This window comes from Pedobacter sp. AW31-3R, from assembly GCF_052180285.1.
Classification (GTDB): domain Bacteria; phylum Bacteroidota; class Bacteroidia; order Sphingobacteriales; family Sphingobacteriaceae; genus Pedobacter.
The window spans coordinates 4,776,872-4,802,215 of record NZ_CP197475.1 but is presented as its reverse complement, the minus strand read 5'-3'; the positions used below and the strand labels follow the sequence as shown (position 1 = coordinate 4,802,215).

At 42.4% G+C, this 25,344-nt stretch carries 20 protein-coding genes and 1 tRNA gene; 16 read left to right on the top strand and 5 right to left on the bottom strand.

The features are described from left to right. Positions 1 to 221 precede the first annotated feature (221 nt). The 5 genes from ACSBL2_RS19750 to ACSBL2_RS19730 all read left to right on the top strand — a co-directional run bounded on the left by ACSBL2_RS19750 (position 222) and on the right by ACSBL2_RS19730 (position 8,675). On the top strand, positions 222 to 2,990 hold the full coding sequence (locus ACSBL2_RS19750) for a TonB-dependent receptor domain-containing protein (protein ID WP_442588277.1): 2,769 nt from the start codon (positions 222 to 224) through the stop codon (positions 2,988 to 2,990). A gap of 51 nt (positions 2,991 to 3,041) precedes the next feature. After that, positions 3,042 to 4,304: a right-handed parallel beta-helix repeat-containing protein gene (locus ACSBL2_RS19745; protein WP_442588276.1), complete on the top strand. Its 1,263-nt coding sequence runs from the start codon at positions 3,042 to 3,044 to the stop codon at positions 4,302 to 4,304. A gap of 61 nt (positions 4,305 to 4,365) precedes the next feature. Continuing rightward, positions 4,366 to 5,463, top strand: coding sequence for a phytase (locus ACSBL2_RS19740; protein ID WP_442588275.1), 1,098 nt, complete (start codon positions 4,366 to 4,368; stop codon positions 5,461 to 5,463). 1 nt (position 5,464) lies between these two features. Continuing rightward, on the top strand, positions 5,465 to 6,862 hold the full coding sequence (locus ACSBL2_RS19735; protein ID WP_442588274.1) for a purple acid phosphatase family protein: 1,398 nt from the start codon (positions 5,465 to 5,467) through the stop codon (positions 6,860 to 6,862). A 1-nt stretch (position 6,863) separates the two neighbouring features. Next, positions 6,864 to 8,675, top strand: coding sequence for a cytochrome c peroxidase (locus tag ACSBL2_RS19730; protein WP_442588273.1), 1,812 nt, complete (start codon positions 6,864 to 6,866; stop codon positions 8,673 to 8,675). A 27-nt stretch (positions 8,676 to 8,702) separates the two neighbouring features. Here the strand turns inward: ACSBL2_RS19730 and ACSBL2_RS19725 are convergent, their stop codons facing one another. Further along, positions 8,703 to 9,740 carry an AI-2E family transporter gene (locus ACSBL2_RS19725; RefSeq protein WP_442588272.1) on the bottom strand — a complete coding sequence of 346 codons (1,038 nt, stop codon included), beginning with the start codon at positions 9,738 to 9,740 and terminating at the stop codon, positions 8,703 to 8,705. Between the two features lie 339 nt (positions 9,741 to 10,079). On the opposite strand from ACSBL2_RS19725, the gene ACSBL2_RS19720 reads away from it, so the two are divergent. Both ACSBL2_RS19720 and ACSBL2_RS19715 read left to right on the top strand, forming a co-directional pair. Further along, positions 10,080 to 11,525 (top strand): tagaturonate reductase, encoded by a 1,446-nt coding sequence (locus ACSBL2_RS19720; RefSeq protein ID WP_442588271.1) that lies wholly within the window; start codon positions 10,080 to 10,082, stop codon positions 11,523 to 11,525. 17 nt (positions 11,526 to 11,542) lie between these two features. Then, a complete protein-coding gene (locus tag ACSBL2_RS19715) occupies positions 11,543 to 13,030 on the top strand; it encodes a UxaA family hydrolase (RefSeq protein ID WP_442588270.1) in 1,488 nt (495 codons plus the stop codon). Positions 13,031 to 13,148: 118 nt separating this feature from the next. Here ACSBL2_RS19715 and ACSBL2_RS19710 read toward each other — a convergent pair whose 3' ends face one another. Further along, on the bottom strand, positions 13,149 to 14,261 hold the full coding sequence (locus tag ACSBL2_RS19710) for a DUF1015 family protein (protein WP_442588269.1): 1,113 nt from the start codon (positions 14,259 to 14,261) through the stop codon (positions 13,149 to 13,151). Position 14,262: 1 nt separating this feature from the next. Further along, a complete protein-coding gene (serC, locus tag ACSBL2_RS19705; RefSeq protein WP_442588268.1) occupies positions 14,263 to 15,378 on the bottom strand; it encodes a 3-phosphoserine/phosphohydroxythreonine transaminase in 1,116 nt (371 codons plus the stop codon). A 306-nt stretch (positions 15,379 to 15,684) separates the two neighbouring features. Here serC and ACSBL2_RS19700 point away from each other — a divergent pair, with 306 nt between their 5' ends. From ACSBL2_RS19700 to ACSBL2_RS19680, 5 genes are all read left to right on the top strand, one after another. Further along, positions 15,685 to 16,152: an Lrp/AsnC family transcriptional regulator gene (locus ACSBL2_RS19700; protein WP_442588267.1), complete on the top strand. Its 468-nt coding sequence runs from the start codon at positions 15,685 to 15,687 to the stop codon at positions 16,150 to 16,152. 123 nt (positions 16,153 to 16,275) lie between these two features. Further along, on the top strand, positions 16,276 to 16,749 hold the full coding sequence (locus ACSBL2_RS19695) for a RidA family protein (protein WP_442588266.1): 474 nt from the start codon (positions 16,276 to 16,278) through the stop codon (positions 16,747 to 16,749). Further along, positions 16,742 to 17,869 (top strand): D-TA family PLP-dependent enzyme, encoded by a 1,128-nt coding sequence (locus tag ACSBL2_RS19690; RefSeq protein ID WP_442588265.1) that lies wholly within the window; start codon positions 16,742 to 16,744, stop codon positions 17,867 to 17,869. Before ACSBL2_RS19695 ends, ACSBL2_RS19690 begins: the two co-directional genes overlap by 8 nt. 9 nt (positions 17,870 to 17,878) lie before the next feature. Then, positions 17,879 to 18,982, top strand: coding sequence for a dipeptidase (locus tag ACSBL2_RS19685; protein ID WP_442588264.1), 1,104 nt, complete (start codon positions 17,879 to 17,881; stop codon positions 18,980 to 18,982). Between the two features lie 170 nt (positions 18,983 to 19,152). Next, a tRNA-Leu gene (locus ACSBL2_RS19680) sits at positions 19,153 to 19,236 on the top strand. Between the two features lie 229 nt (positions 19,237 to 19,465). Here ACSBL2_RS19680 and ACSBL2_RS19675 read toward each other — a convergent pair. Beyond that, a complete protein-coding gene (locus tag ACSBL2_RS19675; protein ID WP_442588263.1) occupies positions 19,466 to 20,023 on the bottom strand; it encodes a hypothetical protein in 558 nt (185 codons plus the stop codon). A gap of 227 nt (positions 20,024 to 20,250) precedes the next feature. Between ACSBL2_RS19675 and ACSBL2_RS19670 the strand changes: the two genes are divergently transcribed. From ACSBL2_RS19670 to ACSBL2_RS19660, 3 genes are all read left to right on the top strand, one after another. Beyond that, positions 20,251 to 21,273 carry an LLM class flavin-dependent oxidoreductase gene (locus ACSBL2_RS19670; RefSeq protein WP_442588262.1) on the top strand — a complete coding sequence of 341 codons (1,023 nt, stop codon included), beginning with the start codon at positions 20,251 to 20,253 and terminating at the stop codon, positions 21,271 to 21,273. A gap of 227 nt (positions 21,274 to 21,500) precedes the next feature. Then, positions 21,501 to 21,932 (top strand): DUF2147 domain-containing protein, encoded by a 432-nt coding sequence (locus ACSBL2_RS19665; RefSeq protein WP_442588261.1) that lies wholly within the window; start codon positions 21,501 to 21,503, stop codon positions 21,930 to 21,932. After that, positions 21,932 to 22,948, top strand: coding sequence for a WD40/YVTN/BNR-like repeat-containing protein (locus tag ACSBL2_RS19660; RefSeq protein ID WP_442588260.1), 1,017 nt, complete (start codon positions 21,932 to 21,934; stop codon positions 22,946 to 22,948). Before ACSBL2_RS19665 ends, ACSBL2_RS19660 begins: the two co-directional genes overlap by 1 nt. 61 nt (positions 22,949 to 23,009) lie before the next feature. Here the strand turns inward: ACSBL2_RS19660 and pncB are convergent, their stop codons facing one another. Continuing rightward, positions 23,010 to 24,194, bottom strand: a complete 1,185-nt coding sequence (gene pncB, locus ACSBL2_RS19655; protein ID WP_442588259.1) for a nicotinate phosphoribosyltransferase — start codon at positions 24,192 to 24,194, stop codon at positions 23,010 to 23,012. Between the two features lie 343 nt (positions 24,195 to 24,537). Between pncB and ACSBL2_RS19650 the strand changes: the two genes are divergently transcribed. Beyond that, complete coding sequence (locus ACSBL2_RS19650; protein ID WP_442588258.1) at positions 24,538 to 25,344, top strand: alpha/beta fold hydrolase; 807 nt, start codon at positions 24,538 to 24,540, stop codon at positions 25,342 to 25,344.

Here is a 25,344-nt window from a genome sequence, read left to right as displayed (position 1 = left end):
TAATGTTACGCTAACTGAATGATAATGGCGGTTGTGTATTGTGTAATTAATAGATAATCAGTTGATTGTGTTTTGTTTGTATACGCTGTATGCGTTGTGTATACACTGGCTGTAACGGTGTTCACATTTTGTATACGCCAACTTTTCTACATCAGAAATTCCAGTTTGCACTTTTGATGCGGTGATTCAAAAACATCACCTGCAATCAAAATAATTACATAATGAACCTAATTTTAAAAACGATTCTCTGCTTATTTTTGAGTGTTACCATTGCCAAGGCAAGTAACATCAAAGGGCATGTGTATGATCAGAAGACAGGAGAACCTTTGGTAGGTGCCTCTGTTCAGATGGATCACACAAACAGGACTACATTGACAGGATTGGATGGCTCTTTCGAGTTCAAGAAGGTTACTGCCGGGAAATTCACATTGACCGTGTCTTACGTGAGTTACAAAACCTTTACCAAACAAATTGTTATTCTCAATGAAAACAACCCCTCTCTGAAAATCTATCTGAGTGATGACACTGGAAACGATTTGGGTGAGGTCATTATTGCCGCTAAGCGTGATGGAGCTGCGGAGCATACAGCTAGAAAAATTGAGCAGAAGTCATTACAGGTGATGAATGTTGTTTCCGGGCATGCCATGGAGGTTTCACCCGATTTAACCGTGGCCAATGTGATCCAGCGGGTCTCAGGGGTTTCCATAGAAAGAAACAGCAATGGCGATGGTCAGTATGCCATTCTAAGGGGAATGGACAAACGTTATAACTATACACTGGTGAACGGTATTAAAATTCCTAGCCCTGACAATAAATTCAGGTATGTACCATTGGATATCTTTCCTACAGAATTGCTGGAAAGACTGGAGATTTATAAATCACTCACGCCAAATATGGAAGGGGATGCCGTGGGTGGGGTCGTAAATATGGTCATGAAGGACGCGCCTTCAAAACTCGTGGTGAATGCAAACCTTGCCACAGGGTATAGCCAGATGTTTTTTGACCGTAAATACCTGGGCTTTGATGCAAATGCAGTGAACTCCAAATCCCCATACGAACTTAATGGAAGAGATTACAGTGCCAAACCTTCAGATTTTTCTACCGGAACTGTAGATTTCAAAGCGAAACAGGCTGCACCAAATTTGGTTGGCGGGATCTCTGTTGGTCAGCGCTTTTTAAATAATAAATTGGGGGTAATCGTTGCTGGTAGTATACAGAATACGTATCGCGGTACAAATAGTACCTTTTTCAATTCTACCATTGATGGTACGGATAAAGTGTCAAAGATTACTTCCATGGCTTACAGGCAATATAGCGAGCAGCAAAAACGCTATGGTGTACATGCCAAGGTAGATTACAAGTTTAACGAGTACCATAAACTGTCATTGGTTAATTCTTATGTAAATCTGACCAATATCCAGACACGTGACCAGGTAACGACTAACTTTTCAAGTGATTACAAACCGGAATCGGGAAGTGCACAATTAAGTTATTCCACAAGAGCCCGGTTCACGGAGCAACAAATCTATAACACGACCTTACATGGAGAACATACACTGGTTCCTCAGAAGCTGAAACTGAATTGGTCGGCCGTATATTCTTCTGCAAAGAATGATGTGCCCGATGAAGCATCAGTTACCCTGAATGGTTTGCGTACAGCTAATGAAGATACCAGGACAACCGTATCAAAGGGGGGATTGACCCACCGCTGGTCGCGCAATACTGATGAAGATAAGGCGGGATATATAGATCTTACCTATACGGCAGCAATTGCAGGCGTAAATGTAGATTTCACTGCCGGTGGTTTGTACCGCGACAAGCAAAGAAGCAGCTTCTATAACAATTATACTTTTGAGCCCCTGGTACTCAATACAACTTACGGAGTTGATTTTACCAATTATGCAGATATTAAATGGGATATTCAGAATCCTAAAGGTGCGGTCGCCAATGCCCTGACCTATGATGCATCAGAGAAGACCACTGCAGGTTATGGAATGTTTACTTTCAAGATCAATCAGCTGGATGTGATTGGTGGTGCGAGGGTAGAACACACCAATCAGGGCTATCACATGTTGTTCTCTGCCGGAGAGCTGCGTCCTTCCGGTAGTCAGATCTATACAGATGTATTGCCAAGCCTGAATTTAAAATATGGATTGAGTGATCACCAGAATTTAAGGGCGACTTATTTCCGTTCGGTCAACAGACCGGGCTTTTATGAGCTGATTCCGGGTGGGGCAACTTTAGAGGAGTACCGTGAACGCGGAAATCCGGATTTGAAGCGCGCTATTGCAGATAATATTGATCTGAGGTACGAACTTTTCCCCAATAGCGGAGAACAATTATTGGTTGGTGCTTTTTACAAAAATATCAAGGATCCTATAGAATATACCATTCAGGCAGATGCAACAAGGCCACAGGATACCTATTACATGCCAGGTAACTTCGGTACAGCCAAGAACTACGGTCTGGAAGTAGATTACATGAAATTCTTTAACAAATTCGGCTTTAAGGCGAATTATACCTATACACATTCACGCATCACTACTGATAAAACGACCAGGGTAAGAAATGCAGTTACAGGTGATATAGAGCCGCTTAGTGTAGCCCAGACAAGACCACTATTCGGTCAGGCAGCCCACATCGGAAATCTCTCTTTATTGTTCAAGGACACTAAAAAAGGCTGGGATGCGCAATTGGCAGGATCGTATACCGGGGAAAGGATAAATACAATTTCTCAGTTCGTAGATAATGATATCTGGCAGAAAGGATTTATCCAGATGGATGCTTCCGTAGAGAAGAAGTTCAAAAACAGTTTCAGCGTATTCATTAAAGCAGGGAACCTGCTCAATACCCCCACCAAACTATTTATTAAAGGAATTAATGCGGCCAATACCGGATTACCAAATCAGGAGGCAGACAGCAATGAAACACTTATCCGTAAGGATTTTTACGGACAGACTTATCTCATAGGCTTACGGTATAAATTATAAAATATTTTAATACGCCAAGGTTCCATCTGACAATTGAAAAATAAAAAATAAATGAAACTAAAAACATTATTCACGTATGCAGTGCTGATCACTGCATTATTTACAGGCTGTGAAAAAGCAAATATAGATGTCGATACTTCTCCGACAGCTACCAATACCAGTGGGGTATCCGGTGAGGTCTATGGCATCTGGACCAAAGGAAGTGTAGTCAGGGTAACCGGAGATATCATTGTCCCGGTCAATAAATCTTTAACCATTGAAGAAGGAGTTATAGTCATTATGGACACCCTGGCCAGGCCAGAGATTATTTTACAGGGGAATCTGTATTCGATGGGAACTGCAGCAAATCCTGTTAAATTCACTATTGAAGAAAGTTACAGAAACCAGGCACACCGGTTTGGTAAAATGTGGGGTGGAATTCTGGCGGCCAAGACCAATACAGAATTGTTACTGGACAATACGATTCTTGAATATGGGGGGGCAACAACTACTGAAGCATCCAGCTCTGTGAAACTTGGTTTGTATAAGGCAAAAAGCGGGGAAAATACACCTGCGATATGGACATCAAATGTAAACAGTAAGGTGGTAGTGATGAACAGTACTTTCAGATTTTTTAATGATGACTGTACTTACCTGGAAGGTGGAAAAATCATCTTTGCCAATAATAAATTCTATACTACAGGTGCAACAGGCGGTGAGGGGATCAATATCAAATCCGGATGTCTTGCCGATATTGCATACAACCTGTTTTATTCAACCAATACAAATGCGCTAAAATTGTCCAATTCGGGCGACCGCATTCCACAGGCGCATGTGGTAGCTTTCAATAATACCTTGCTAAATACGGGCTGGAGAAGACCTACGGTAAAAGGTGGCTCAGTCTGGGTAGAAGCTACCGTGTATGTAGAGCTTTACAATAATATTTTTGCCAATACCCGGTTCGGAATTAAAAGGGATACGAAACTCCCTGAGGATTCCAGGTCTGTATTTAAAAACTCATTGTATTATGGCTATACCCAACTTGGCGTTGATCAATTCCAGCCAAGCAAGGATATTGTGGCCGGAACGAATGATATCATCGGCACCCTGGCCGGAAAAAATGACCCCAGGTTTGTGAATTTCCCTGTATCAACCAACACAGATAGTCCAACCTACAATGAGAGCTGGGATTTCCATTTACAGGAAGGTTCCGCGGCTTTAAATATGGGAACCAAAACTTTCAACAGGAATTTCCCTGAAGGTCTGACGGTTAACGGAATTGTTTACACTGCACCAGAACCCTCTTCCTATATCGGAGCTTTTGGTTTAAAATAATTGATTACACACGGATACATTCCCTGGCCCTTAGGTTGGGGGATGTTTTTAATTGATACACATGCTTAAACAACCTATTAAAGTTTTATTTTTTTTAACCCTTCCAATGGCAATTGCCGCCTGCAGCAGCAGGCAGAATACGGCTTTGCAATCGTCTGCGCAATTTGATACGCTGCATGTGATTCAACCTGTTATCGTGACGGAGAAAGTACAATTTGATTCCGATGATCCGGCCATATGGGTAAATCCAGCTGATGCCTCCAAAAGTCTGGTTATTGGAACCGATAAGGCGGCGAACGGTGGACTATATGTATTTAATCTGGAAGGAAAAATACAGCAGGAGCTGGTTGTCAGGGGATTGCAACGTCCAAATAATGTGGATATAGCCTATGGACTGAAATTAAACGGGAAGTCTGTTGACATTGCGGTAACCACAGAACGTTTTACACATAAGTTAAGAATTTATTCCCTGCCGGAGATGAAACCTATTGATCATGGCGGAATTCCTGTGTTTGAAGGGCAGACCGGAGCAGAATACCGTGATTTAATGGGTATATCATTGTATACCAGTAAATCAGGAAAGATATACGCAATCACCGGCCGCAAAACCGGTCCCAAGGATGGTACCTATTTATGGCAATATTTATTATCGGATGATGGATCTGGTCAGGTCAAAGCAGAGCTGGTCAGGAAATTCGGAAACTACAGTGGCAAAAAGGAAATAGAATCTATTGCGGTGGACAATGAGCTGGGATACATCTACTATTCTGATGAGCAGTTCGGTGTCAGGCAGTATTATGCAGATCCTGAGAAGGGGAACGAAGAGCTTGCCCAGTTTGCAAAAACAGGTTTTAGTGATGACCATGAGGGAATTTCCATCTATAAAACAGCAGCGAAAAAAGGATATATTTTAGTATCTGACCAGGGCTCAAACCGTTTTCATATCTTTAACAGGCAAAGTATATCAAAAAAATCATTTGATCATCAGTTGGTTAAGGTGGTTAAAGTAGCCGCCAACCATAGCGATGGGTCTGATATGGTGAATGTCCCTTTAAATGCTACATTTAAGCATGGACTTTTTGTGGTGATGAGTGATGATAAAACCTTCCATTATTACCGCTGGGAAGACATTGCCGGTAAAGAACTTAGTATAAAATAATATGTTAAAAAAATCATTATTGCTGCTGTGGTCAGCCTCAATGCTGTTCAGTCAGTCGGCACTAAGCCAGCAAAAAAAAGTAAAAGGCGCAGCTACAGAACCCGTGCGTCTGATCCGTGGCCCATATTTGCAGGTAGCCAGCAGTACTGGAATACTTATCCGCTGGCGGACCGATGTCTCTGCACGGAGTAAAGTACAATATGGAACAGTTAAAGGTAAACTGGATCAGTCTGTGGAAGATCTTAAACTGATCACTGAGCATAAAGTTAAACTTTCAGGACTAAAGCCTTCTACGAAATACTATTATGCCATCGGCGGTTTAAAAGACACGCTGCAGGGAGATGAAAATAATTACTTTGTTACCCTTCCTGAACCTGGAAAACCGGGACATTACAGAATTGCTGCTTTGGGTGATTGCGGTGACAACTCCATCAATCAGCGTCACGTGAAAGCGGAGTTGTTAAAACATCTGGGGAATAATGATCTCACCGCATGGATTCTCCTGGGGGATAATGCTTATCAGGATGGTACGGATTCGGAGTTTCAGAGCAAGTTCTTTAATATTTACAAAGATGACCTGTTAAAGAAATATCCATTGTATCCCGCACCGGGGAATCACGATTACCATGATACCGACCTGACTTCCAAATATGCACAGGAAACCCATGAAACGGCTTACTACCAGAATTTCTCTATGCCTACAGAAGGAGAGGCCGGAGGTGTTCCTTCGCATACCCAGGCTTTCTATTCTTTTGATATCGGAAATATCCACTTCCTGTCGCTGGATTCTTATGGGAAAGAAGATAAAGCTTACCGTCTTTATGACACCATTGGTCCGCAGGTACAATGGATTAAAAAGGATCTGGCAGCCAACAAAAATAAAGGTTGGGTAATTGCTTTCTGGCACCATCCACCCTACACCATGGGATCCCATAATTCAGATGAAGAAGAAGAACTGGTAAAGATCAGGGAAAACTTCATCGGCATTATTGAACGTGCCGGAGTAGATGTGGTCCTGAATGGACATAGTCACGGTTACGAGCGGAGCAGATTGATGCAGGGACATTATGGAATGGAAAATACATTCGATCCCAAGAAGCATAACCTGAGCTCTTCATCCGGAAAAAATGATGGCAGTAAAAATTCTGCACCTTATACCAAAACGGTGAAAAACAGCAAGGGAACAGTATATGTATTGAGTGGCTCTGCCGGGAAATTGGGAGGTAAACAGCTTTCTTATCCGCATGATGCCATGTATTTTTCTGATGCCGACCATGGAGGTTCATGTGTTCTTGATGTGCAGGACAACCGCTTGGAGTTAAAATGGATCTGTGCTGACGGAGAAATCCGGGATCAGTTTACCATGGTAAAAGAACAGGGTAAAAATGGTTCGAAATAAAGTGAAGCTATTGATATATGGTGCTTTATGGTTCACCTGTTTTTTCATCGTTCTTGGACTGAAAACAGCCGATGAAAGTATAGGATTGGATCAGGCTATCCATAATTTTAAGGAAGGCACTGCCAGTTTCAGGCAGTCTTCCCTTGAATTGACAAATGCAGTTTCCTTATTAGACAGAAAGGATAGTATTACTGTGCTCCGGGCCCGGCAGGCACTGGCAAAGAGCCGCATGGGGTATAAACGTATAGAGTTCTTCATGGATTATTTCTTTGAAAGCTCAGCGATGGTTTATAACCGGCCGGCAAAAGTAGAAGTTGATGAGCCTTATATGGAATATCAGGAGCCATCAGGATTTCAGGTCATTGAAGCATTATTGTTTGATGAAGATCCTGTTGCGCATAAGACAGAAGTAATAGAACAGGCCGATCTTATTTCCTCTTCCGCAGCAGATTTAAATTCATTATTGTACGCCTTCAAAGGAACGGACAAGGAAATGCTTGAAAGTATCCGTTTGGAACTCGTGAAGGTGATTACACTGAGCATTACCGGATATGATGCACCTGAACTGAAAACCGGAATTGCTGAATCTTATCAGTCGTTGTCAGCAGTTCAACAAATATTGGAACCTTATCTGGATGCCTATCCAAAAGAAAAGGATAAGTTGTCCTCCACCTTACAGGCGACATTGGCCTACCTCCAATTAAATGCTGACTTCGACAGGTTTGACCGGATGGAGTTTTTAACCCGCTTTGCCTTGCCATTGCAGGAACAATTGGGGGGATTTATCAACCGTACAGCTCTGGGCATCAATCATAAAAGCGCCTTAAACTATAATGCTAAACATATGTTTAGTCCTGATATCCTTTCAGAAGAAAGCTTTTTAGGTGAGAACCAGACGAGTAAGCTAAAGGTTGCCCTTGGAAAAAAGCTGTTTCTGGAAAAGGCATTATCGGGAAATATGAAGAGAAACTGTGCCTCCTGTCACCAGCCCAGTCAGTATTTTAGTGACGGACTGAAGACGAGTCTTGCTTTTGACGATCAATCATTTGTCCAGCGCAATGCACCAACCTTGCTGTATGCCGGATTTCAATATGCCCAGTTTTGGGACGGACGTGTAAAAACGCTTCCGGAGCAGATTCTGGCTGTTATTGCCAATCCCATGGAAATGAATGGAGTACATCAGGTGGTGATAGACAGTCTCAAAAATAACAGCACGTATGTGAAGGAATTTCAGGAGGCTTTTCCCGGATCTGTCTCTGCACCTGTAACGATAGCCCATCTGTCTGAGTCGCTTGCCGCATACGTCTCCTCTCTTGCGCCAAGAACCTCAGCATTCGACCGGTATATGGCCGGAGATCAAAAAGCAATGAATGGAGAACAGGTAAAGGGGTTTAATTTGTTCATGGGTAAAGGACAATGTGGCAGCTGTCACTTCGCTCCCCTGTTCAATGGATTGATTCCCCCGTTTTACAAGCGTACGGAATATGAAATTTTGGGAACACCGGCTAATGATGACTTTGAACATTTACAGCAGGATACAGACAAAGGAAGATTTGGATTTTTTCCAATTCATTTTTACGATGGGGCATTCAAAACCCCTACGGTGCGCAATGTCGAAAAAACGGCGCCATATATGCACAATGGAGTATTCAAAGACCTTGAAAAAGTAGTCGAATTTTACAATCAGGGCGGAGGGGTGGGACTTCATCTGGATGTGCCCCAGCAAACGCTTTCCGCAAAGCCGCTCCATCTGTCAAAAGAAGAGGTGCAGCAAATTGTCTTGTTCATGCATTCCCTTACCGATCAGCTGTAAATCCTGACAGCTGGTCATTTACGGTACTCATCCCTCTATTTTTTTTACATAAAGCTCGTCTACCATCACAATGACCACCGCGAGCAGGGGCGTAGCCAGGATAATTCCAAGACTGCCGGTCAGCGTTCCAAACAACACCTGGCTGATGATAATCAGTGCCGGCGGGATTTTAATAATGGCATTCTGGATCATAGGCGTAATGATATTGCTTTCTACGGCTTGTATCAGTACATAGGATCCGGCAATGATCAGTGCCGTGTTGGTATTGATCGTGAAACCAATCAGCACAGCAGGGATCATAGCAATCAGGGGGCCAAAGTTGGGAATGAAATTCATGATCCCGGCAAAGACAGCCAGGGCCAGTGACATAGGCAGACCAATAATACGCAGTACGGTAAAGCTCAGGATAGCAATTAAAACCATGGCAATTAACATTCCTTTCAGCCATCCCCGCAGGGTGAAACTAAGTCTGTTGATGATATGAACAGCTTTTTCCTTTTTTGCTACCGGCACCATTTTAAGAAAGCCGTTCTTGTACATTCCCGGGTTAACGGTAAAAAACAGTCCGATAAACACGATGATATAGGCGTCACCAAATACACCAAAGCTGGTGCGGAAGACCTGGTTAAAGGAGTTCATCAATTTCTGACTGTTCGTCCCGGAAACATAATCTAAAATACGGCGGCCTATTCCTGAATTGCCCAGTTTCTCTTTGATTTCATTGATGACTGTGGGCATATCTTTAGAAATTTCCCCGGCCTGCTCAGCGATCTTTGCCCCGAGAAACCAGAACATCAAAGTGATCGTCGCTATGGTGATGGTCACGGAAAATAACAGACACCAATTGTATTTTATCTTGATATACCTGCAGATTACACCAGCAAGTCCGTGGAAAAATATAGCAATTAAAGCGCCTGCGAAGATCATCAGCAATACATTAAATGCTGCTTTGATGATAAAAATAGAGATGACCAGGGTAGCAATGATACCCACGGTAATCCAGACTTTCCTGCTGAAAAGACGGAGGTCATGCTTTGTCTGATGGGTTTGTTGATCTGGTTCCATATGTTTTTATGATTAACAAAAAATGAAGTAGTGTTGTTTGTGTTAATTTTGTGGAAACATACGGAGCCTTTATCCGACTGTGATTTGTGGCCTTCTGTAAATAGATTAAGCCGAAAAGCAGACCGGTTATGTTTCTTCCTGCAATTCCGCTGCTTTTCCGACATCGATTGCATAGATATAGTTGGCCAAATCATCTTTATTTTCTGCTAAAGTCTGTAATCTTGCCTTAACATTAAGACATCGTTTGACTGAATCCGTTGGAAAATGGACTTCAATTGATCAGTAAAACCGGGAATACCTCCTGGACAGTGAACTATGATACTAAATATAAATCGTAATATGCAATTGAGTAAAAAAGTGTTTTCAGGATACACAGACCGTCCTGAAAAAGTTCTCCAGTTTGGAGAAGGTAACTTTCTGCGTTGTTTCGCAGACTGGATGTTTCATGAATTAAACAAACAAACAGATTTCAATGGCTCAGTGATAGCCATTCAGCCTATTGATAGAGGTATGGTAGATCTGCTGAATGAGCAGGACGGACTGTATACTTTATATTTAAGAGGATTAAAAAATGGTCAGCCGGAAAGTATCCATGAAACCATTGATGTGATCAGCAGAGGAATCAACCCATATACTGAGTTTGAGGCTTACCTGCAGACCGCAACGCTTCCTGAGATGCGTTATGTGATTTCCAATACCACAGAGGCAGGTATCGCATTTGATGAAAATGACGGACCTACTTCATTGCCTCCGAATTCTTATCCTGCAAAATTACTGGTTTGGTTAAACCACAGGTTCCTGACTTTTGGTGGTGATACCACAAAAGGTGTTCATATCATCCCTTGTGAGCTGATCGAAAAGAACGGGGAGAACCTCAGGAAAATTATTCTTCAGCTGGCAGAAAAATGGAACCTGGGTGAAGATTTTAACGTTTGGCTGGATACGGCATGTACTTTCAGCAATACGCTGGTTGACCGTATTGTTCCGGGATATCCGCGTGAACGTATTGCTGAAATCACAGAAGAGCTGGGTTATGAAGATAAACAGGTTGTGGAAGGTGAGCATTTCCATCTTTGGGTAATTGAAGCACCTGAAGCATTACAAAAAGAACTTCCTTTTCCTTCTATTGGCCTTGATGTTTTGTATGTGAACGATTTAACACCGTACCGTACCCGTAAGGTGAGAATCTTAAACGGCGCACATACCACACTTGTACCGGTAGCATACCTGTATGGCATTGATACCGTGAGAGAGGCTGTAGAACACCCTGTGGTTGGCAAATTTATAAAGGAAGCTATCTTTGACGAGATTATTCCTACCCTGGAACTTTCAAAAGAGGAATTAGAGAAATTTGCTGCTGAGGTTATTGACAGGTTTAGAAACCCTTATATCAAACACCTGTTGACAAGTATCTCTTTGAATTCCTTTCCGAAGTTTGAGACCAGGGTACTTCCTTCTATCCTTGAATACGTGAAAAGAAAAGGAGAAGTTCCACAGAAGCTTGCTTTTTCACTGGCCGCAACGATTGCTTTTTACAGAGGAAAAAGAGGAGAAGAGTCTATTCCATTGAACGATGATGCTGCAATAATGGCCTTACTGAGTAATGCCTGGAGCACCTATGATGGTACTGAAGAATCCCTGGGCCAAATTGTAAAAGACGTGCTGGCTTATGAGAAAAACTGGAAGTTAGACCTGAACAGTGTGGAGGGCCTAACAGCAGCTGTAACTAAGCATCTGATCAATATCACCACAAATGGTGTTCAGAAAGCTATAGAGACAGTATAAGTAAGAAACATCAAAATATGAAAGAAATAATTAAAATTCATAAGCGTGATAATGTTGTTATCGCATTAAGGAACTTCAGCAAAGCTGAGGTGATTGAGGTAGATGGTGAGACTATTGAACTGTTGAACGATGTGGAGCGTGGACATAAAATAGCCATAACTGATATCTCTGAAGGCGGTGATGTCTTAAAATATGGGTATCCTATCGGAAAAGCGATAGCTGATATTAAAACGGGTGAACATGTCCATGTTCAGAATGTAAGGACCAAGCTGGGCGAAGTGTATGACTATACGTACAATCCGGCTTTGCACGACTTGACCCATCCACAGCGCAATTTAACTTTTGATGGTTTCCGACGTAAAAATGGTGATGTAGGTATTCGCAATGAAATCTGGATTGTGCCAACGGTAGGCTGCGTGAATGGGATTGCGGAGCAGATTATACGGGAGTTCAAAGCTGAAGTTAATCCTGAAGATATTGAAGGGATTGAAGTATTTAAACATAGCTATGGCTGTTCACAGCTGGGCGATGATCATGAGAATACCCGTGCAATTTTATCGGATATTTCTCTTCACCCCAATGCTGGTGGAGTATTGGTACTCGGCCTGGGTTGTGAAAATAACCGTATTGATGAGTTTGAAGCAGGTCTTGGCGACTATGACAAGAGCCGTATCAAGTTTCTTTCCAGCCAGAAAGTTGGGGATGAAGTAGAGGCAGGTATTGAATTGCTGAAAGAGATCTATGCTGAGGTTCGTCAGGATAGAAGAGAGCCTATCCCCGTTTCTGAGCTTAAAGTAGGATTGAAATGTGGTGGATCGGATGGGTTGTCAGGGATCACGGCGAATCCATTGGTAGGTTATTTCTCGGATTTCCTGATTAGTCAGGGAGGAACAACGATACTGACTGAGGTTCCGGAAATGTTTGGTGCGGAGACGATCCTGATGGACCGTTGTATCAATGAAAATGTATTTGAAAAAACGGTTCACCTGATCAATGATTTTAAACAATATTTTATTGATTTAAAGCAACCTATTTATGAAAATCCTTCTCCGGGAAATAAAGCGGGAGGTATCTCCACACTGGAAGATAAATCATTGGGATGTACACAAAAGGGTGGTATTGCCAATGTAGTAGATGTATTGAAATATGGGGAACGTTCAAAAGATAAGGGCTTAAACCTGCTGAGCGCTCCGGGGAATGACCTTGTGGCAACGACAGCCCTGGGTGCTTCCGGATGTCATATTGTATTGTTTACTACAGGACGCGGAACTCCGTTTGGAAGTTTTATTCCAACCTTAAAGATTGCCACCAATTCTGACCTGGCTTCCAGGAAGCCACACTGGATTGACTACAATGCCGGGCCACTTGCAGAAGATAAAACTTTTGATGATGCATTGGAGGAATTTGTAGATAAAATTATACGTGTTGCCAGTGGGGAAAAAGCCCATCATGAGAAGTCCGGTTTCCGTGAAATCGCGATCTTCAAAACGGGTGTAACACTGTAATCAGCCTAAATATTTTAATGCCCTTCCCGGATTCAGGACGCTGTTTCGGGGGAGTGAAGCCAGAATTGGTCCTATCAATTCTGGCTTTTTATTCTCTGTTGTTTTTACTTGTCGGATCTCATTCCTGCAGATGGATCAATAAGCCATAAGGTACTTTTGGCTCTATCCAGGTAGATTTCGGAGGTAAATGTTTTTGCTGGTCAGCATAGGCCAACAGCTGCTGGATAGACATCGGATATAATGTGAACGCAATAGTGCCGGGATTTTCTCTAGACTCTCTTACCAGTTCTGGCCATCCTTTAACCGGATCATAGGTCTTCAGCCGCTGGTCTCCCCGGGGTTCGCTAATCCCAAAAAAAGGCGTAAAAATATATTCCTGAAGGATGACTGTATCAGATTCCTGTTGTATCTCCTCCAATTCTGCTTTTAGGTTGAGCTGGTACCATTTTCCATTGATGCACATGCCGATACGGTGATGATGGTCCGGAGAATAGGGAATGTTGTTTGGAATAGCTGAAATATGGAAATATTGATAGAGCAGGTTAAACAGGTCTTTTTCATTCACCGCTATGTCCGGGATAATGAGTCTGTTGAACTCCCTTACCCTGATCTGATCAGTTGAAATATAAAGTGTGGACATCCATTGCTGCATGTCATGGCGCATACTTTGTGCTGCGGAAAGTCTGTGGTGTCCGTCTGCTACATATAAAGTCTTAATCCTGCGGAAAGCCTGCTCAAAACTTTTAATGATGGATGCATCTGTGATACGCCAGAATTTATGAATGATGTCTTCATGAAACATACATTCCGGCTGCTGTTCACTGATCACAGCTGTCATTAAATCATCCAGTTCAGGCTCCGGATAATAGGTGAGTAAGATCGGTTCGCCTTCCAGGCCCACCTGTTCACGGTAAGCCTGTATTTTATCCTGATGTTCCAGGAGGGTTTGCTCATGTTGTATAATCTTTTGGACCACGCTATCATTGATCTCCGTTAATGTCCAGATTCCTCTTTGGATACCTAACTGGCTATTATTTTCATAAATATATATCGAAGGTTTATCCTCCATATAGAAATATCCCGATTTTAACATCTTTCTGAAAGAGGTTAAGTAAGATTTTAGCTGTATATCTTTGTGATCCGTTTCGGGTTCCAGGAGTTTCTTCAGGTCCTCAGGATATCGCCCGTCTGTTCTGGGTTTGATGGCCCGGAAAGCTTTGATGTCTGTCATATCATACATGTGCAGTCTCATTTTCTAACATACCGGAATGGATTTTGGTTTTTTCGAAATTCTGCATTGTGCTGACCAGCACCTCTACACTTGACAAAGGCAATGCATTGTATAACGATGCCCTGAAACCGCCAACGGTACGGTAACCTTTTATTCCTACAATTCCTTCCTGAACAGCAAATCTTAAGAATTCATCTTCCTGGGCAGCATCGTACATTTTAAAGGTTATATTCATTCTGGAGCGGTGGGCTACATTTGCCGTTCCATAGAATAAAGAATTTCTGTCGATTTCTTCATAAAGCACAAAAGCTTTCTTTATATTCTGTTGTTCTATTTTCGACACTCCACCTTGTTCTTTCAGCCAGAGGAGGTTCAGCATGGCTACATAAATGGGAAATACCGGAGGGGTATTGTACATGCTCATATTGTCACGATAAGTACGGTAATCGGACATGGAAGGCACTGCGTTTTTCGCACTGCTGAGAAATGTATTCTTTGCAATGATTAAGGTCATGCCTGCAGGCCCCAGGTTTTTTTGTGCGCCGGCATAGATCAGGTCAAATTCCCTGATGTTTACCGGACGTGAGAAAATGTCGGAAGACATGTCGCAGATAATTGGAACGCGGTTTTCCGGGAAGCTGAATAGCTCTGTTCCCTCTATGGTGTTATTTGAAGTGCAGTGTAAATAAGCTGCATCGTCATAAGAGGAGGTAATATCCGGGATATAGCTGTATTCTTTATCGCCTGAAGAAGCAATAATGTTCACTTTTCCAAAAAGTTTGGCCTCCTTAATCGCTTTTTGAGCGAAGTAACCGGTATCAAGATAGGCTGCATAGGTTTCCCGCTGTAAAAAGTTCATCGGAACCATTGAAAATTGCGTGCTGGCCCCTCCCTGTAAAAATAAGACTTCATAGTCATCTGGTACACGAAGTAGTTCCCGGATTAATAATTGGGTCTTCAAAACCACGCTTTCAAATTCCGGACTGCGGTGTGATACTTCCAGGATGGATAATCCCATGTCATTCCAGTTGATGACAGCATTTGCTGCCTGTTGCATCACTGTTGCCGGCAGAATACACGGACCTGCACCGAAATTATGTTTTTTTGTTGCTTGCATTGCTATTGGTTAGAGTTTGTCTGGCGTAAAGTTCTTGTCTTTAATGATTTATTGTTTCATGTACACCGGTTTTTAGGAAAAAAAACTGTTAATGCGTATGAAGAAGGTCTATCGTTCGGTTTGGGCTGGAACTGTAGTGGTTTATCAAAATTTAATTTTCTGCCTATCGGAAAAAATGGTCTGTTACCGTTTTTTGTACACTAAGTATAAATTTAAAGATATCTTTTTTTCCTCCGCTGATGTTCGGCAGATGGCCTATATTTGGAAAACCAAATAATGATATTTTATATCAAACCGATGTATGTTATGGATAACTATAAACTTGATCAGACAGATCTGGGCATATTAAATTTATTGCAGGAAGATGGTTTAATGACCTATAAAGAGCTGGCACACAAGTTAAAAAAGACAATAAGCCCGATAGCAGAAAGGGTAGGCCGGCTGAAAACACTGGGTTACATCAAAAAAACTGTAGCGGTAGTAGATCTGCATAAGATCTGTACGGCATTTATTGCATTTCCGCATATTCAGCTGACCAGTCATTCTGAAGAAGTATTGAAAGACTTTCAGGCCGCCGTGATCAGCTGTCCGGAAGTGATGGAATGTTATCACCTTACAGGTCATTATGATTTTATGCTGAAGGTGGTGATGCCTGATATGAATTCCTACAATACCTTCCTGCGTGATAAACTGGATAAGCTGCCTTATATCGCCACGATCCAGAGTTTCCTGGCTTTATCTGCTGCAAAGCATGAAACTGCTTACCGGTTATGACAATGTAGGGGGAATAATGAATTGACTTTTGATGGCGGATGTGCAATCAAATTCATCTCCGGATTTGTTGATCATTGATGTGGGTCCTGACGAATAGTCGTATATTATTCAAAAATAGATAACATGGAAATTTTTAATGCAGATGAACAATTCGGCAAACTGGGTTTAAGTCTACCTCCGGCACCTCAACCTCTGGGGGTATATAAACCTTATCTTATTGATGGGAAATACCTGTATTTATCGGGGCACGGGCCAGTGAATGAGGATAAAAGCCTGATCATTGGCCGGATAGGTACAGCACTCAATCAGGAGGAAGGAAAGCTTGCTGCAAGACAGGTAGGGTTAACGATGCTTTCGACCATAAAAACTCATCTCGGGTCATTAAACCGTGTAAAACGGGTCATCAAAGTCCTTGGTATGGTGAACTGTACTCCGGATTTTGAAAAACATCCCTTTGTCATTAACGGATGCAGTGAACTTTTTGCGCAGGTATGGGGAGAAGAAAATGGGATAGGTACGCGCAGTGCTGTGGGATTCGGTTCCCTGCCGGATAATATCCCTGTCGAAATTGAAGCTTTGTTTGAACTTCATGAATAAGGTGATGAATGCGGAAAACTGGTATGAAGTAGCCGATGCGGGGAAAATAGATTCTCCGGCATTGCTCTTTTATGAGGACAGGATTGTTGAAAATATCAGCCGTCTGAAGAAAAGTATAACAGATACCAGCAGGTTACGTCCCCATGTGAAAACCCATAAATGCAGGGAAGTTACACTGTTGATGCTGGAAGCTGGTATAACCCGGTTCAAATGTGCTACCATTGCAGAAGCTGAAATGCTGGGAATGTGTAATGTCCCGGATATCCTCCTGGCTTATCAACCCCTTGGACCAAAGATCGACAGGCTGATCAGTCTGATCAGGAGGTACCCTGACAGCAGCTTTTCCTGTCTCGTGGATAATGAAGTGTCTTTGCAGGCTATAGCGACGGCAGCCCTTAACGCTGAAACAACTATTGGTCTTTTTCTTGACCTGAATGTAGGAATGAACCGTACAGGGATCAGACCTGGCGAAGCCGCACTCACACTTTATGGGCAGCTTTGCCAGCAACCAGGAATCAGGGCTATGGGCTTCCATGCCTATGATGGGCATGTTCATGATTCCTCTCCTGAGCTGAGACAGGGAAAAGTGGCACAGATTCTTCAGTCATTATACCTCCTGCGGGATCAGGTCTGCTTAAAGGGGCTGATTACACCAATAATTGTTGCCGGGGGAACGCCAACCTATCCGTTTTATGCCATGGAAAATGAACTGGAATGCAGCCCCGGAACTTTTGCCTTATGGGATAAGGGGTATCAGGATGCTTTCATAGAACAGGATTACTTAACCGCTGCTCTGGTCTTGACCAGGGTGATTTCTTTGACAGAGCAAACTAAAATCACTGTCGACCTTGGACACAAGGCTGTGGCTGCTGAAAATGAACTTCAGCGCAGGGTTTTTTTTCTGAATGCTCCGGACTTGCGCGTGCTGGCACAGAGCGAAGAGCATTTGGTGCTGGAAGCGCCTGAGGGACATAGTTTCCGGATCGGAGATGTTTTATACGGCCTGCCTGTACATATTTGTCCTACAGTAGCCCTATATGAAACGGCAATGAATGTCGTCCATGGGCAGTTGAAAAATGAATGGAAGATCATTTCCAGGGATAGAAAAATTAATATTTAGCCTGATGACATGTTTACAATAGATGCACACCTTGATTTGAGTATGAATGCCCTGGAATGGAACCGGGATTTACGTTTGCCTCTGTCGGACATCAATGACACGGAAAATGGATTAACAGATAAACCCGATAGGGGAAGGGCAGTAGTTTCCTTACCTGAACTCAGGAAAGGAAATGTAGGGCTTGTTGTGGCCACACAGATTGCCAGATATGTTGCTCCGGGTAATCATTTACCCGGATGGCATTCCGCAGAACAGGCATGGGCTCAAACCCAGGGTCAGCTGGCCTGGTATAAAGCAATGGAGGATGCCGGAGAATTGGTACAGATCAATGACCTGAATGGCCTTCAGCACCATCTCAGTTTATGGGAAGACCCTATTGATGACATCCAGAACATTGAAGATGGCGAAAAAAATGAACGTAAACCAATAGGATATATACTGAGCTTAGAGGGGGCAGATTCATTAATTACCCTGGAGCATTTGGAACGTGCACATGCATATGGTTTACGTGCGGTAGGGCCTGCACATTATGGCCCGGGGCGTTATGCCCAGGGCACAGATGCGAGGGGATTGATGGGGCCTAAAGGACATGATTTATTGAGAGAGATGGAACGCCTGAATATCATTTTAGATGCGACTCATCTGTGTGATGATAGTTTTTGGGAAGCATTGGATCATTTTAACGGACCTGTCTGGGCTTCGCACAATAACTGCAGGGCATTGGTTGATCATAACCGTCAGTTTAGTGATGAAATGATCAAAGCCCTGGTGGAGCGCGGTGCTGTAATTGGTCTGGCGCTTGATGCATGGATGATGGTTCCCCACTGGCAGCGCGGGAAATCGACCCCGGAGGGAATGGGATGTAACCTGGAAGTGATGGTCGACCACCTGGATCATATTTGTCAGCTGGCAGGCAATACCCTTCACATCGGTATCGGGTCAGATCTTGATGGGGCTTTTGGAAGAGAACAATGTCCATATGATGTAGAAACTATTGCCGATTTGAAAAAAATACCAGTCCTGATGGAGAAGCGCGGTTACCAGATACAGGACATACAGCGCATGATGCATGGTAACTGGATGCGTTTTCTTCAAAATGCCTGGGCTGATTAAGTTTTTTTTTAAGGCGGCTGTAAAAGTGTAATTGTTTGTAAGATAAAACACTAGGCTGCTTGATCAAAGCAGGAGGGACATTATGTCCTTAATTATTGCAAAAAAATATTTTTCATTTAATAAATAATGCTACATTTGTCGCCACGGAAATAAAAAACGTATAACTCCATGCCCGGATGGCGAAATTGGTAAACGTTGCGGTCTCAGAAGCCGTTGGAGTAAGATCCTTGAGAGTTCGAGTCTCTCTTCGGGCACAGCTAGTGCATTAAACCGCCTGACATTTTTGTTGTCAGGCGGTTTTTTATTTTAAGATGTTTAGAAAACTAAGAAATCCTGTTCGAACCCTTGAATAAGCTGCAGTTAAAGTGTGTTTGGTTAAATTTCTTTTGAGTCTGCAGCATTGATGGAAGGAGCATAATAATTAAAATCTGTTAGGGTGAACAGATTTTAATTACCAATAATGGTGACGATTATTTTCCTTGTTTAGGAAACGGCAATACAATATCTTTTGAGAACGCTCCACGCATTGTCTTTTTTCTCAAAAACCAGTGTCACACTCTGTCCACATCTTTTACCGCAAAAGAAATTCACCTTGACTATGGCTAATTTTAAGTCGTTAAAAAAAACAGGATGTGATAGCGTAAAATTTCCATCTTTTATCTGATTAGTTTCGACTGAATTTTGGAAGCTGATCAGATCTTGTTCACTCAATAGGATTGCATTCGGTATAATCTCATTAGTCCACTCTGTTGTATCTGCATTAATCTTCTCAAGAATTTGATTTGTTGTCTCGTTTATTTCCTGATGATCTAATATGATTTGGTCTATGCATAATTCCGATTGCATATTGACTGGTTTTGCTGATAAAAGGATTGAATCCTTTTGAAGTTCTTTCGCGATATATGCTTTAAAGAGTTCCCTGGTTTCTTTTTTTATACGTGGGTCTGGCTTTTTTTCTTCACAAGATAGGAGAATGGTAACTGCAAATGCAATGCTGAATAAAATACAGGGTACTGAATATTGTTTTGTTTTCTTATACATAAATGTTTTATAATGCATGTGAAGTGTTTGCAATGGTAAATTTATTATATTTTACTCTTATTTATCTTCTTTATATGAATTATCATTTTCATCACCCTGTGCTTCAGGGATGCTTCATCTGTATGTAAAGTCAAATCTTCAATCTTGACAAATCTTTACCATTATATTCTCTAATTTTATGAAAATGCAGCAATAAACTGCTTATCGATACTTACAGAAGATTTTAAATGGCAACAGAAAATAATAACAGACAACTGGCTGAAATCCCTTATTCCGTACTGGATTTGGCTACAGTATTAGAGGGAAAAACACCGGCAGATACTTTCCGTGACAGTCTTAAGCTGGCTCAGCATGTTGAAGAATTGGGCTACACCAGGTTTTGGCTGGCAGAACACCACAATATGATCAGCGTGGCCAGTTCGGCTACATCCGTAGTCATTGGCCATATTGCAGCTGGTACACATAAAATCAGGGTGGGATCTGGTGGGATCATGCTGCCTAACCACTCTCCACTGGTGATCGCGGAGCAGTTTGGAACGCTGGCTTCTTTATTTCCGGGAAGGATAGATCTTGGACTTGGCCGTGCGCCGGGAACTGACCAGGTGACTGCCAATGCGATCAGGGCGGAGCGTTTCAGTGCTGTTCAGAATTTTCCCAATGAAGTGAAACGACTGCAGATGTATTTTTCTGAAGAAAACAGCGGGAGCCCGGTCCGGGCTATTCCTGGTGAGGGACTGGATATTCCAATCTGGATATTGGGATCCAGCACTGACAGCGCGCGGTTGGCTGCGGAAATGGGCCTGCCTTATGCATTTGCCAGTCACTTTGCTCCAGCCCAGTTTTTAACAGCTATTCATATTTACAGGCAGAATTTTAAGCCATCCCAATATCTGCAAACTCCATACGTGATTTCCTGTATCAATGTGGTGGCTGCTGATACTGATGAGGAAGCCAGTTTACTGGCCACATCACTGCTGCAAATGTTTAAAGGAGTGATCACAGGCAGGCCACGACTACTGCAACCGCCGGTGGCAGATATAGAAAATTTATTGTCTGAATATGAACAGGATACCATTAATCAGATGCTGGCCTGCTCTTTTGTGGGCGGACCGGATAAGATTAAAAGCGAAATCCTTGATTTTATGGAACAGACGAAGGTGGACGAGTTAATGGTGACTTCTAATATTTTCGACCTGAAAGCTAAATTGTATTCTTATCAGCTTTTTGCTGAATTGATGAAGAATAATTAGCTCCGTACCGAAGCACATAGAGGGGGTTCAACAGGGAAATCTTTAATGGACTGCGCACGAGAAGGGATTCGGCATAGATGATAAATTCGTTAAATTGCAGCTAAAAAAAACATATTTGCTAGAGTGTCGTTTAGTAAGTGCATATTTGGACAGTTCAGCATTAATGTATGAATTCCTTTAGAATAGGAGAGTCATTGTGTAGATTAGCATAAACTAAATATAAATTTATGAAAAATACATTATTGTTATTGCTGGTTACGGCGATGTCCTTTACGTGCCTGGCGCAAAATAAGGATGCCATTGTAGGATCATGGGTAAATGCGACAGGCGAGGCCCATGTGAACATTTTTAAAAAGGGTGACAAATACTATGGTAAAATTGCCTGGTTGAAAACTCCGAAAGATGAGAAGGGAAACGTTAAAACGGATTTAAAAAATCCGGATGCCAGCTTAAGGAGCAGACAGATTTTAGGCATGGAAATGCTGAAGGATTTTGTTTATGAAGATGGGAAATGGACGGATGGTAAAATTTATGATCCGAAATCGGGAAAAACATACAGTTGTAATATGAATATAAAAGATAATGGCGATTTAAATATGAGAGGATATATCGGTATCTCTCTAATTGGCAGATCTGAAACCTGGAAGAGAGTGAAGTAATGAGATTATACGTTTTTCTTTTTCTCTTTCTGCCATTTTATGGCTTTACTCAAAGTTATGAACTTTCTTCTTTAACAAGCAGTGCTAAAAGTAGCTTAAGAGGACTCTCTGTAGTGTCTGATAGCGTGGCCTGGGCGAGTGGGAGTAATGGTTACATTGGCAGAACTGCAGATGGTGGAAAGAACTGGAGATGGATGCAGCCTTCAGGATATGCCAAAGCAGATTTCCGGGATATTGAGGCTTTTGATGCGTTGAATGCCATTGCTGTGAGTGCAGGTTCACCGGCTTATGTCATCGTTACAAATGACGGAGGAAAGAGTTGGAAGGAAACATATAAAAATCTGGATTCTGCCATCTTCCTGGATGGTATGGATTTCTGGGATGATAAAAATGGGATCATCTTTGGTGATCCCATCCATAACAAATTACAGCTGCTCATTACCAACGACGGAGGAATCAGCTGGACGGATATTTCCGCAAAAGCCAATGTGGAAATGGCTGAAGGAGAGGCTGCGTTCGCAGCAAGCGGTACATCTATCAAGACGATGGCTATCGGCAATGTGTGGATCGCTACAGGAGGATCTAAATCAAATATTTATTTCTCTGAAAATTTTGGAATGGCCTGGCAAAAGTATGAGGTTCCTATCTTACACGGAAAGAATAGTGCAGGGGTTTTTTCAATCGATTTTTATGACAATAACCGCGGGATTGCCGTTGGTGGTGATTATACAAAAGATAAAGAAAACTCAAATAATATCCAGCTGACCACAGATGGAGGTAAAACCTGGCATAAGCCTGCGAAACCTGTTTATGGCTTCCGTTCCGGCGTACTCTGGTACGATGAAAAGAACTGCTTCGCTACAGGTACTTCAGGTACTGATGTGTCCAGGGATGGTGGGAAGAACTGGTACCATATTTCCGACGAGAGTTTTAACGTCATCAAAAAAGCCAAGAAAGGCAATGTGATCCTGCTGGCCGGTAATAACGGACTCATCTATAGCCTGAAATTAAAGTAAGTAGTTTGCCTGCAGATTGAGTTCATGAGGCACGCCATGTGTTTTTATATCCGCTATCTCCCTAATCAATCTTTAAAATTGTCTTGGCAAGATGAATCATTCTCTCCGTACCGGTATGTTTACCCTGTTCGTCGGAGAGTTTAATGACCTCTGTCCAGTCCTCATGCTGGGGCTGAGTCTCGGTCATTTTTATCACCATATTCATGGGCTCAGGACCTGCATCATTGGTAAGGTTAGTACCTATACCAAAAGAAATACCTATTTTATTGTGGCAATAATGCGCAATGCGTTCTACTTTTTCATAATTCAGGGCATCAGAAAAAATGATCGTTTTTGATCTGGCATCTATTCCCATCTTTTGGTAATGCGCAATCACTTTGTCAGTAAACAGGAGCGGATCACCACTATCATGCCTTACCCCATCAAAAAGTTTTGAAAACATCTTGTCAAACTGCCTGAAGAAAACATCGGTAGTATAGGTGTCGGAAAGTGCAATACCCAGGTCGCCCCGGTACACCTGAACCCAATGTTCCAGTCCCATCGCATTCGCCATTTTAAAACCATACTTCGCAGCGTGAAACATAAACCACTCATGTGCGTGTGTGCCGATGGGACGCGTATGGTGCAACATGGCAAGGTGTACATTACTGGTTCCAATGAACGTACCTTTACCATACTTTTCGAGGGCATTCAGAACCAAACGGTGGTTGGCATAGGAAAATCTTCTTCGCGTACCAAATTCTGCAATGGTAACACCTAATTTATGGTAACTCTCGATTTTGTTGCGGGTAAGTTCAGTCATCGCTTCATCACTGCTATGTGCTGCCCCTTTAAGGGTATAGAACAGTTCACTGATGAGCGACATAATGGGTACTTCCCATAAAATGGTGCGGTACCAGAGACCTTCTATGGATACCTGGATCTGGTCTCCATCCTGCTCAATTTTCACTTCTGAAGGCTGGTAGCGATAGCCCTCAAGAAAATCCAGGTATACGGAATCCAGGTAAGGGCAGGTATTTTTCAGGAACCTTTTTTCGGCGGCACTCAGCTTTAATACAGCCATATCATCTATAGCCCTGCGCAAGGCGACATGGAATTCTGCCGGAAAGGAATGTTTTCCCCGGTTAATAAACTGGTAACGCACTTTTGCATTTGGAAACAAGCGGATTACCCCTTGCTGCATGGTGAACTTATAAAAGTCGTTGTCAAGAATGGAGGTCAGGATAACTGAATGGTTTTCTGGCATAAAGTGATAAAGGTATCAAGAAAACAGAATTTTAATACATCTGTTTTTATTTAATAACGATATTCCTGTTTTTCCCGTTCATGCGGAATGATAACTCAGAAGGGTTGGGACAAGGCCATGTTATTCCTTTAGAAGCAAACTGTAAAATATTTGATGTTTCAATTAAGTATTTTGATTTTTAACACTTAATTTTTAATGATCAGATTGTTTTGTATGCGTTAATAACCTAATTTTGAAAAGGATTATAGCTAATTGTTTTTGTTTCATTAGCTTTTGAATGGTCTGTTACCTCTGTTTTCCCGTATATAATTTTTTGATCCTAGTTTACCTTAAATCCGGATGTATGACCATCGCGCCTTTAGAAAAGAATAATGTAACTGTTGAAGGTAACCTCAATGCAAAACAGACGATTGTATTTGCTCATGGATTTGGAACCGATAAAACTGCCTGGGATAAAGTGAAATTGGCCTTCCTGGATGATTACCGGTTGGTTTTGTATGATAATGCCGGTGCTGGAAAGGCGGAACCCAATGCGTATAGTCCAATCAGGTACAGTACCCTGAACTCCTATGCTGAAGATCTGCAGGCTATTCTTACAATGCTTGACTTGTCTGATGTGATTGTTGTTGCACATTCTGTAAGCTCTATGATTGCGCTGTTAGCAACGATTAAGATGCCGGAAAGAGTTTCAAAGCTGGTATTTATCGGGGGATCGCCGAGGTATCTGAACGAGGAGCGTGATGGCTATAGGGGAGGGTTCACACAGGAAGCCCTGGATGGGCTTTATGGAGCGATGACGACTAATTATTATGCCTGGGTGAGTGGATTTTCTGCATTGGCAATGGGTAATCCCGATAAGCCGGAACTGAGCGTAGAATTTGCGCGTACCCTTTCTGATCTCAGACCTGATATTGCCCTGGCCGTTGCAAAAGTTATTTTCCAGTCAGATATCCGTAAAGAAGTTGATCAGTTAAAGAAAGAAACACTTCTTTTACAGGCAAAGGATGATATTGCTGTACCAGAGGAAGTCGCCCATTATCTCCATCGGCATATTGAGCACAGTACTTTAAAATTTCTGAATGCAAGCGGGCATTTTCCCCATATCAGTGCGCCGTTGGAAGTGATCACAGCTATTCAATCATTTATCTGA

Bases quoted from the DNA above. Each gene is read 5' to 3' on its own strand.
- ACSBL2_RS19750 (WP_442588277.1), top strand. From the start codon at position 222: ATGAACCTAATTTTAAAAACGATTCTCTGCTTATTTTTGAGTGTTACC.
- ACSBL2_RS19745 (WP_442588276.1), top strand. From the start codon at position 3,042: ATGAAACTAAAAACATTATTCACGTATGCAGTGCTGATCACTGCATTA.
- ACSBL2_RS19740 (WP_442588275.1), top strand. From the start codon at position 4,366: ATGCTTAAACAACCTATTAAAGTTTTATTTTTTTTAACCCTTCCAATG.
- ACSBL2_RS19735 (WP_442588274.1), top strand. From the start codon at position 5,465: ATGTTAAAAAAATCATTATTGCTGCTGTGGTCAGCCTCAATGCTGTTC.
- ACSBL2_RS19725 (WP_442588272.1), bottom strand. From the start codon at position 9,740: ATGGAACCAGATCAACAAACCCATCAGACAAAGCATGACCTCCGTCTT.
- ACSBL2_RS19720 (WP_442588271.1), top strand. From the start codon at position 10,080: ATGCAATTGAGTAAAAAAGTGTTTTCAGGATACACAGACCGTCCTGAA.
- ACSBL2_RS19715 (WP_442588270.1), top strand. From the start codon at position 11,543: ATGAAAGAAATAATTAAAATTCATAAGCGTGATAATGTTGTTATCGCA.
- ACSBL2_RS19710 (WP_442588269.1), bottom strand. From the start codon at position 14,261: ATGACAGACATCAAAGCTTTCCGGGCCATCAAACCCAGAACAGACGGG.
- serC (WP_442588268.1), bottom strand. From the start codon at position 15,378: ATGCAAGCAACAAAAAAACATAATTTCGGTGCAGGTCCGTGTATTCTG.
- ACSBL2_RS19700 (WP_442588267.1), top strand. From the start codon at position 15,685: ATGGATAACTATAAACTTGATCAGACAGATCTGGGCATATTAAATTTA.
- ACSBL2_RS19695 (WP_442588266.1), top strand. From the start codon at position 16,276: ATGGAAATTTTTAATGCAGATGAACAATTCGGCAAACTGGGTTTAAGT.
- ACSBL2_RS19690 (WP_442588265.1), top strand. From the start codon at position 16,742: ATGAATAAGGTGATGAATGCGGAAAACTGGTATGAAGTAGCCGATGCG.
- ACSBL2_RS19685 (WP_442588264.1), top strand. From the start codon at position 17,879: ATGTTTACAATAGATGCACACCTTGATTTGAGTATGAATGCCCTGGAA.
- ACSBL2_RS19675 (WP_442588263.1), bottom strand. From the start codon at position 20,023: ATGTATAAGAAAACAAAACAATATTCAGTACCCTGTATTTTATTCAGC.
- ACSBL2_RS19670 (WP_442588262.1), top strand. From the start codon at position 20,251: ATGGCAACAGAAAATAATAACAGACAACTGGCTGAAATCCCTTATTCC.
- ACSBL2_RS19665 (WP_442588261.1), top strand. From the start codon at position 21,501: ATGAAAAATACATTATTGTTATTGCTGGTTACGGCGATGTCCTTTACG.
- ACSBL2_RS19660 (WP_442588260.1), top strand. From the start codon at position 21,932: ATGAGATTATACGTTTTTCTTTTTCTCTTTCTGCCATTTTATGGCTTT.
- pncB (WP_442588259.1), bottom strand. From the start codon at position 24,194: ATGCCAGAAAACCATTCAGTTATCCTGACCTCCATTCTTGACAACGAC.
- ACSBL2_RS19650 (WP_442588258.1), top strand. From the start codon at position 24,538: ATGACCATCGCGCCTTTAGAAAAGAATAATGTAACTGTTGAAGGTAAC.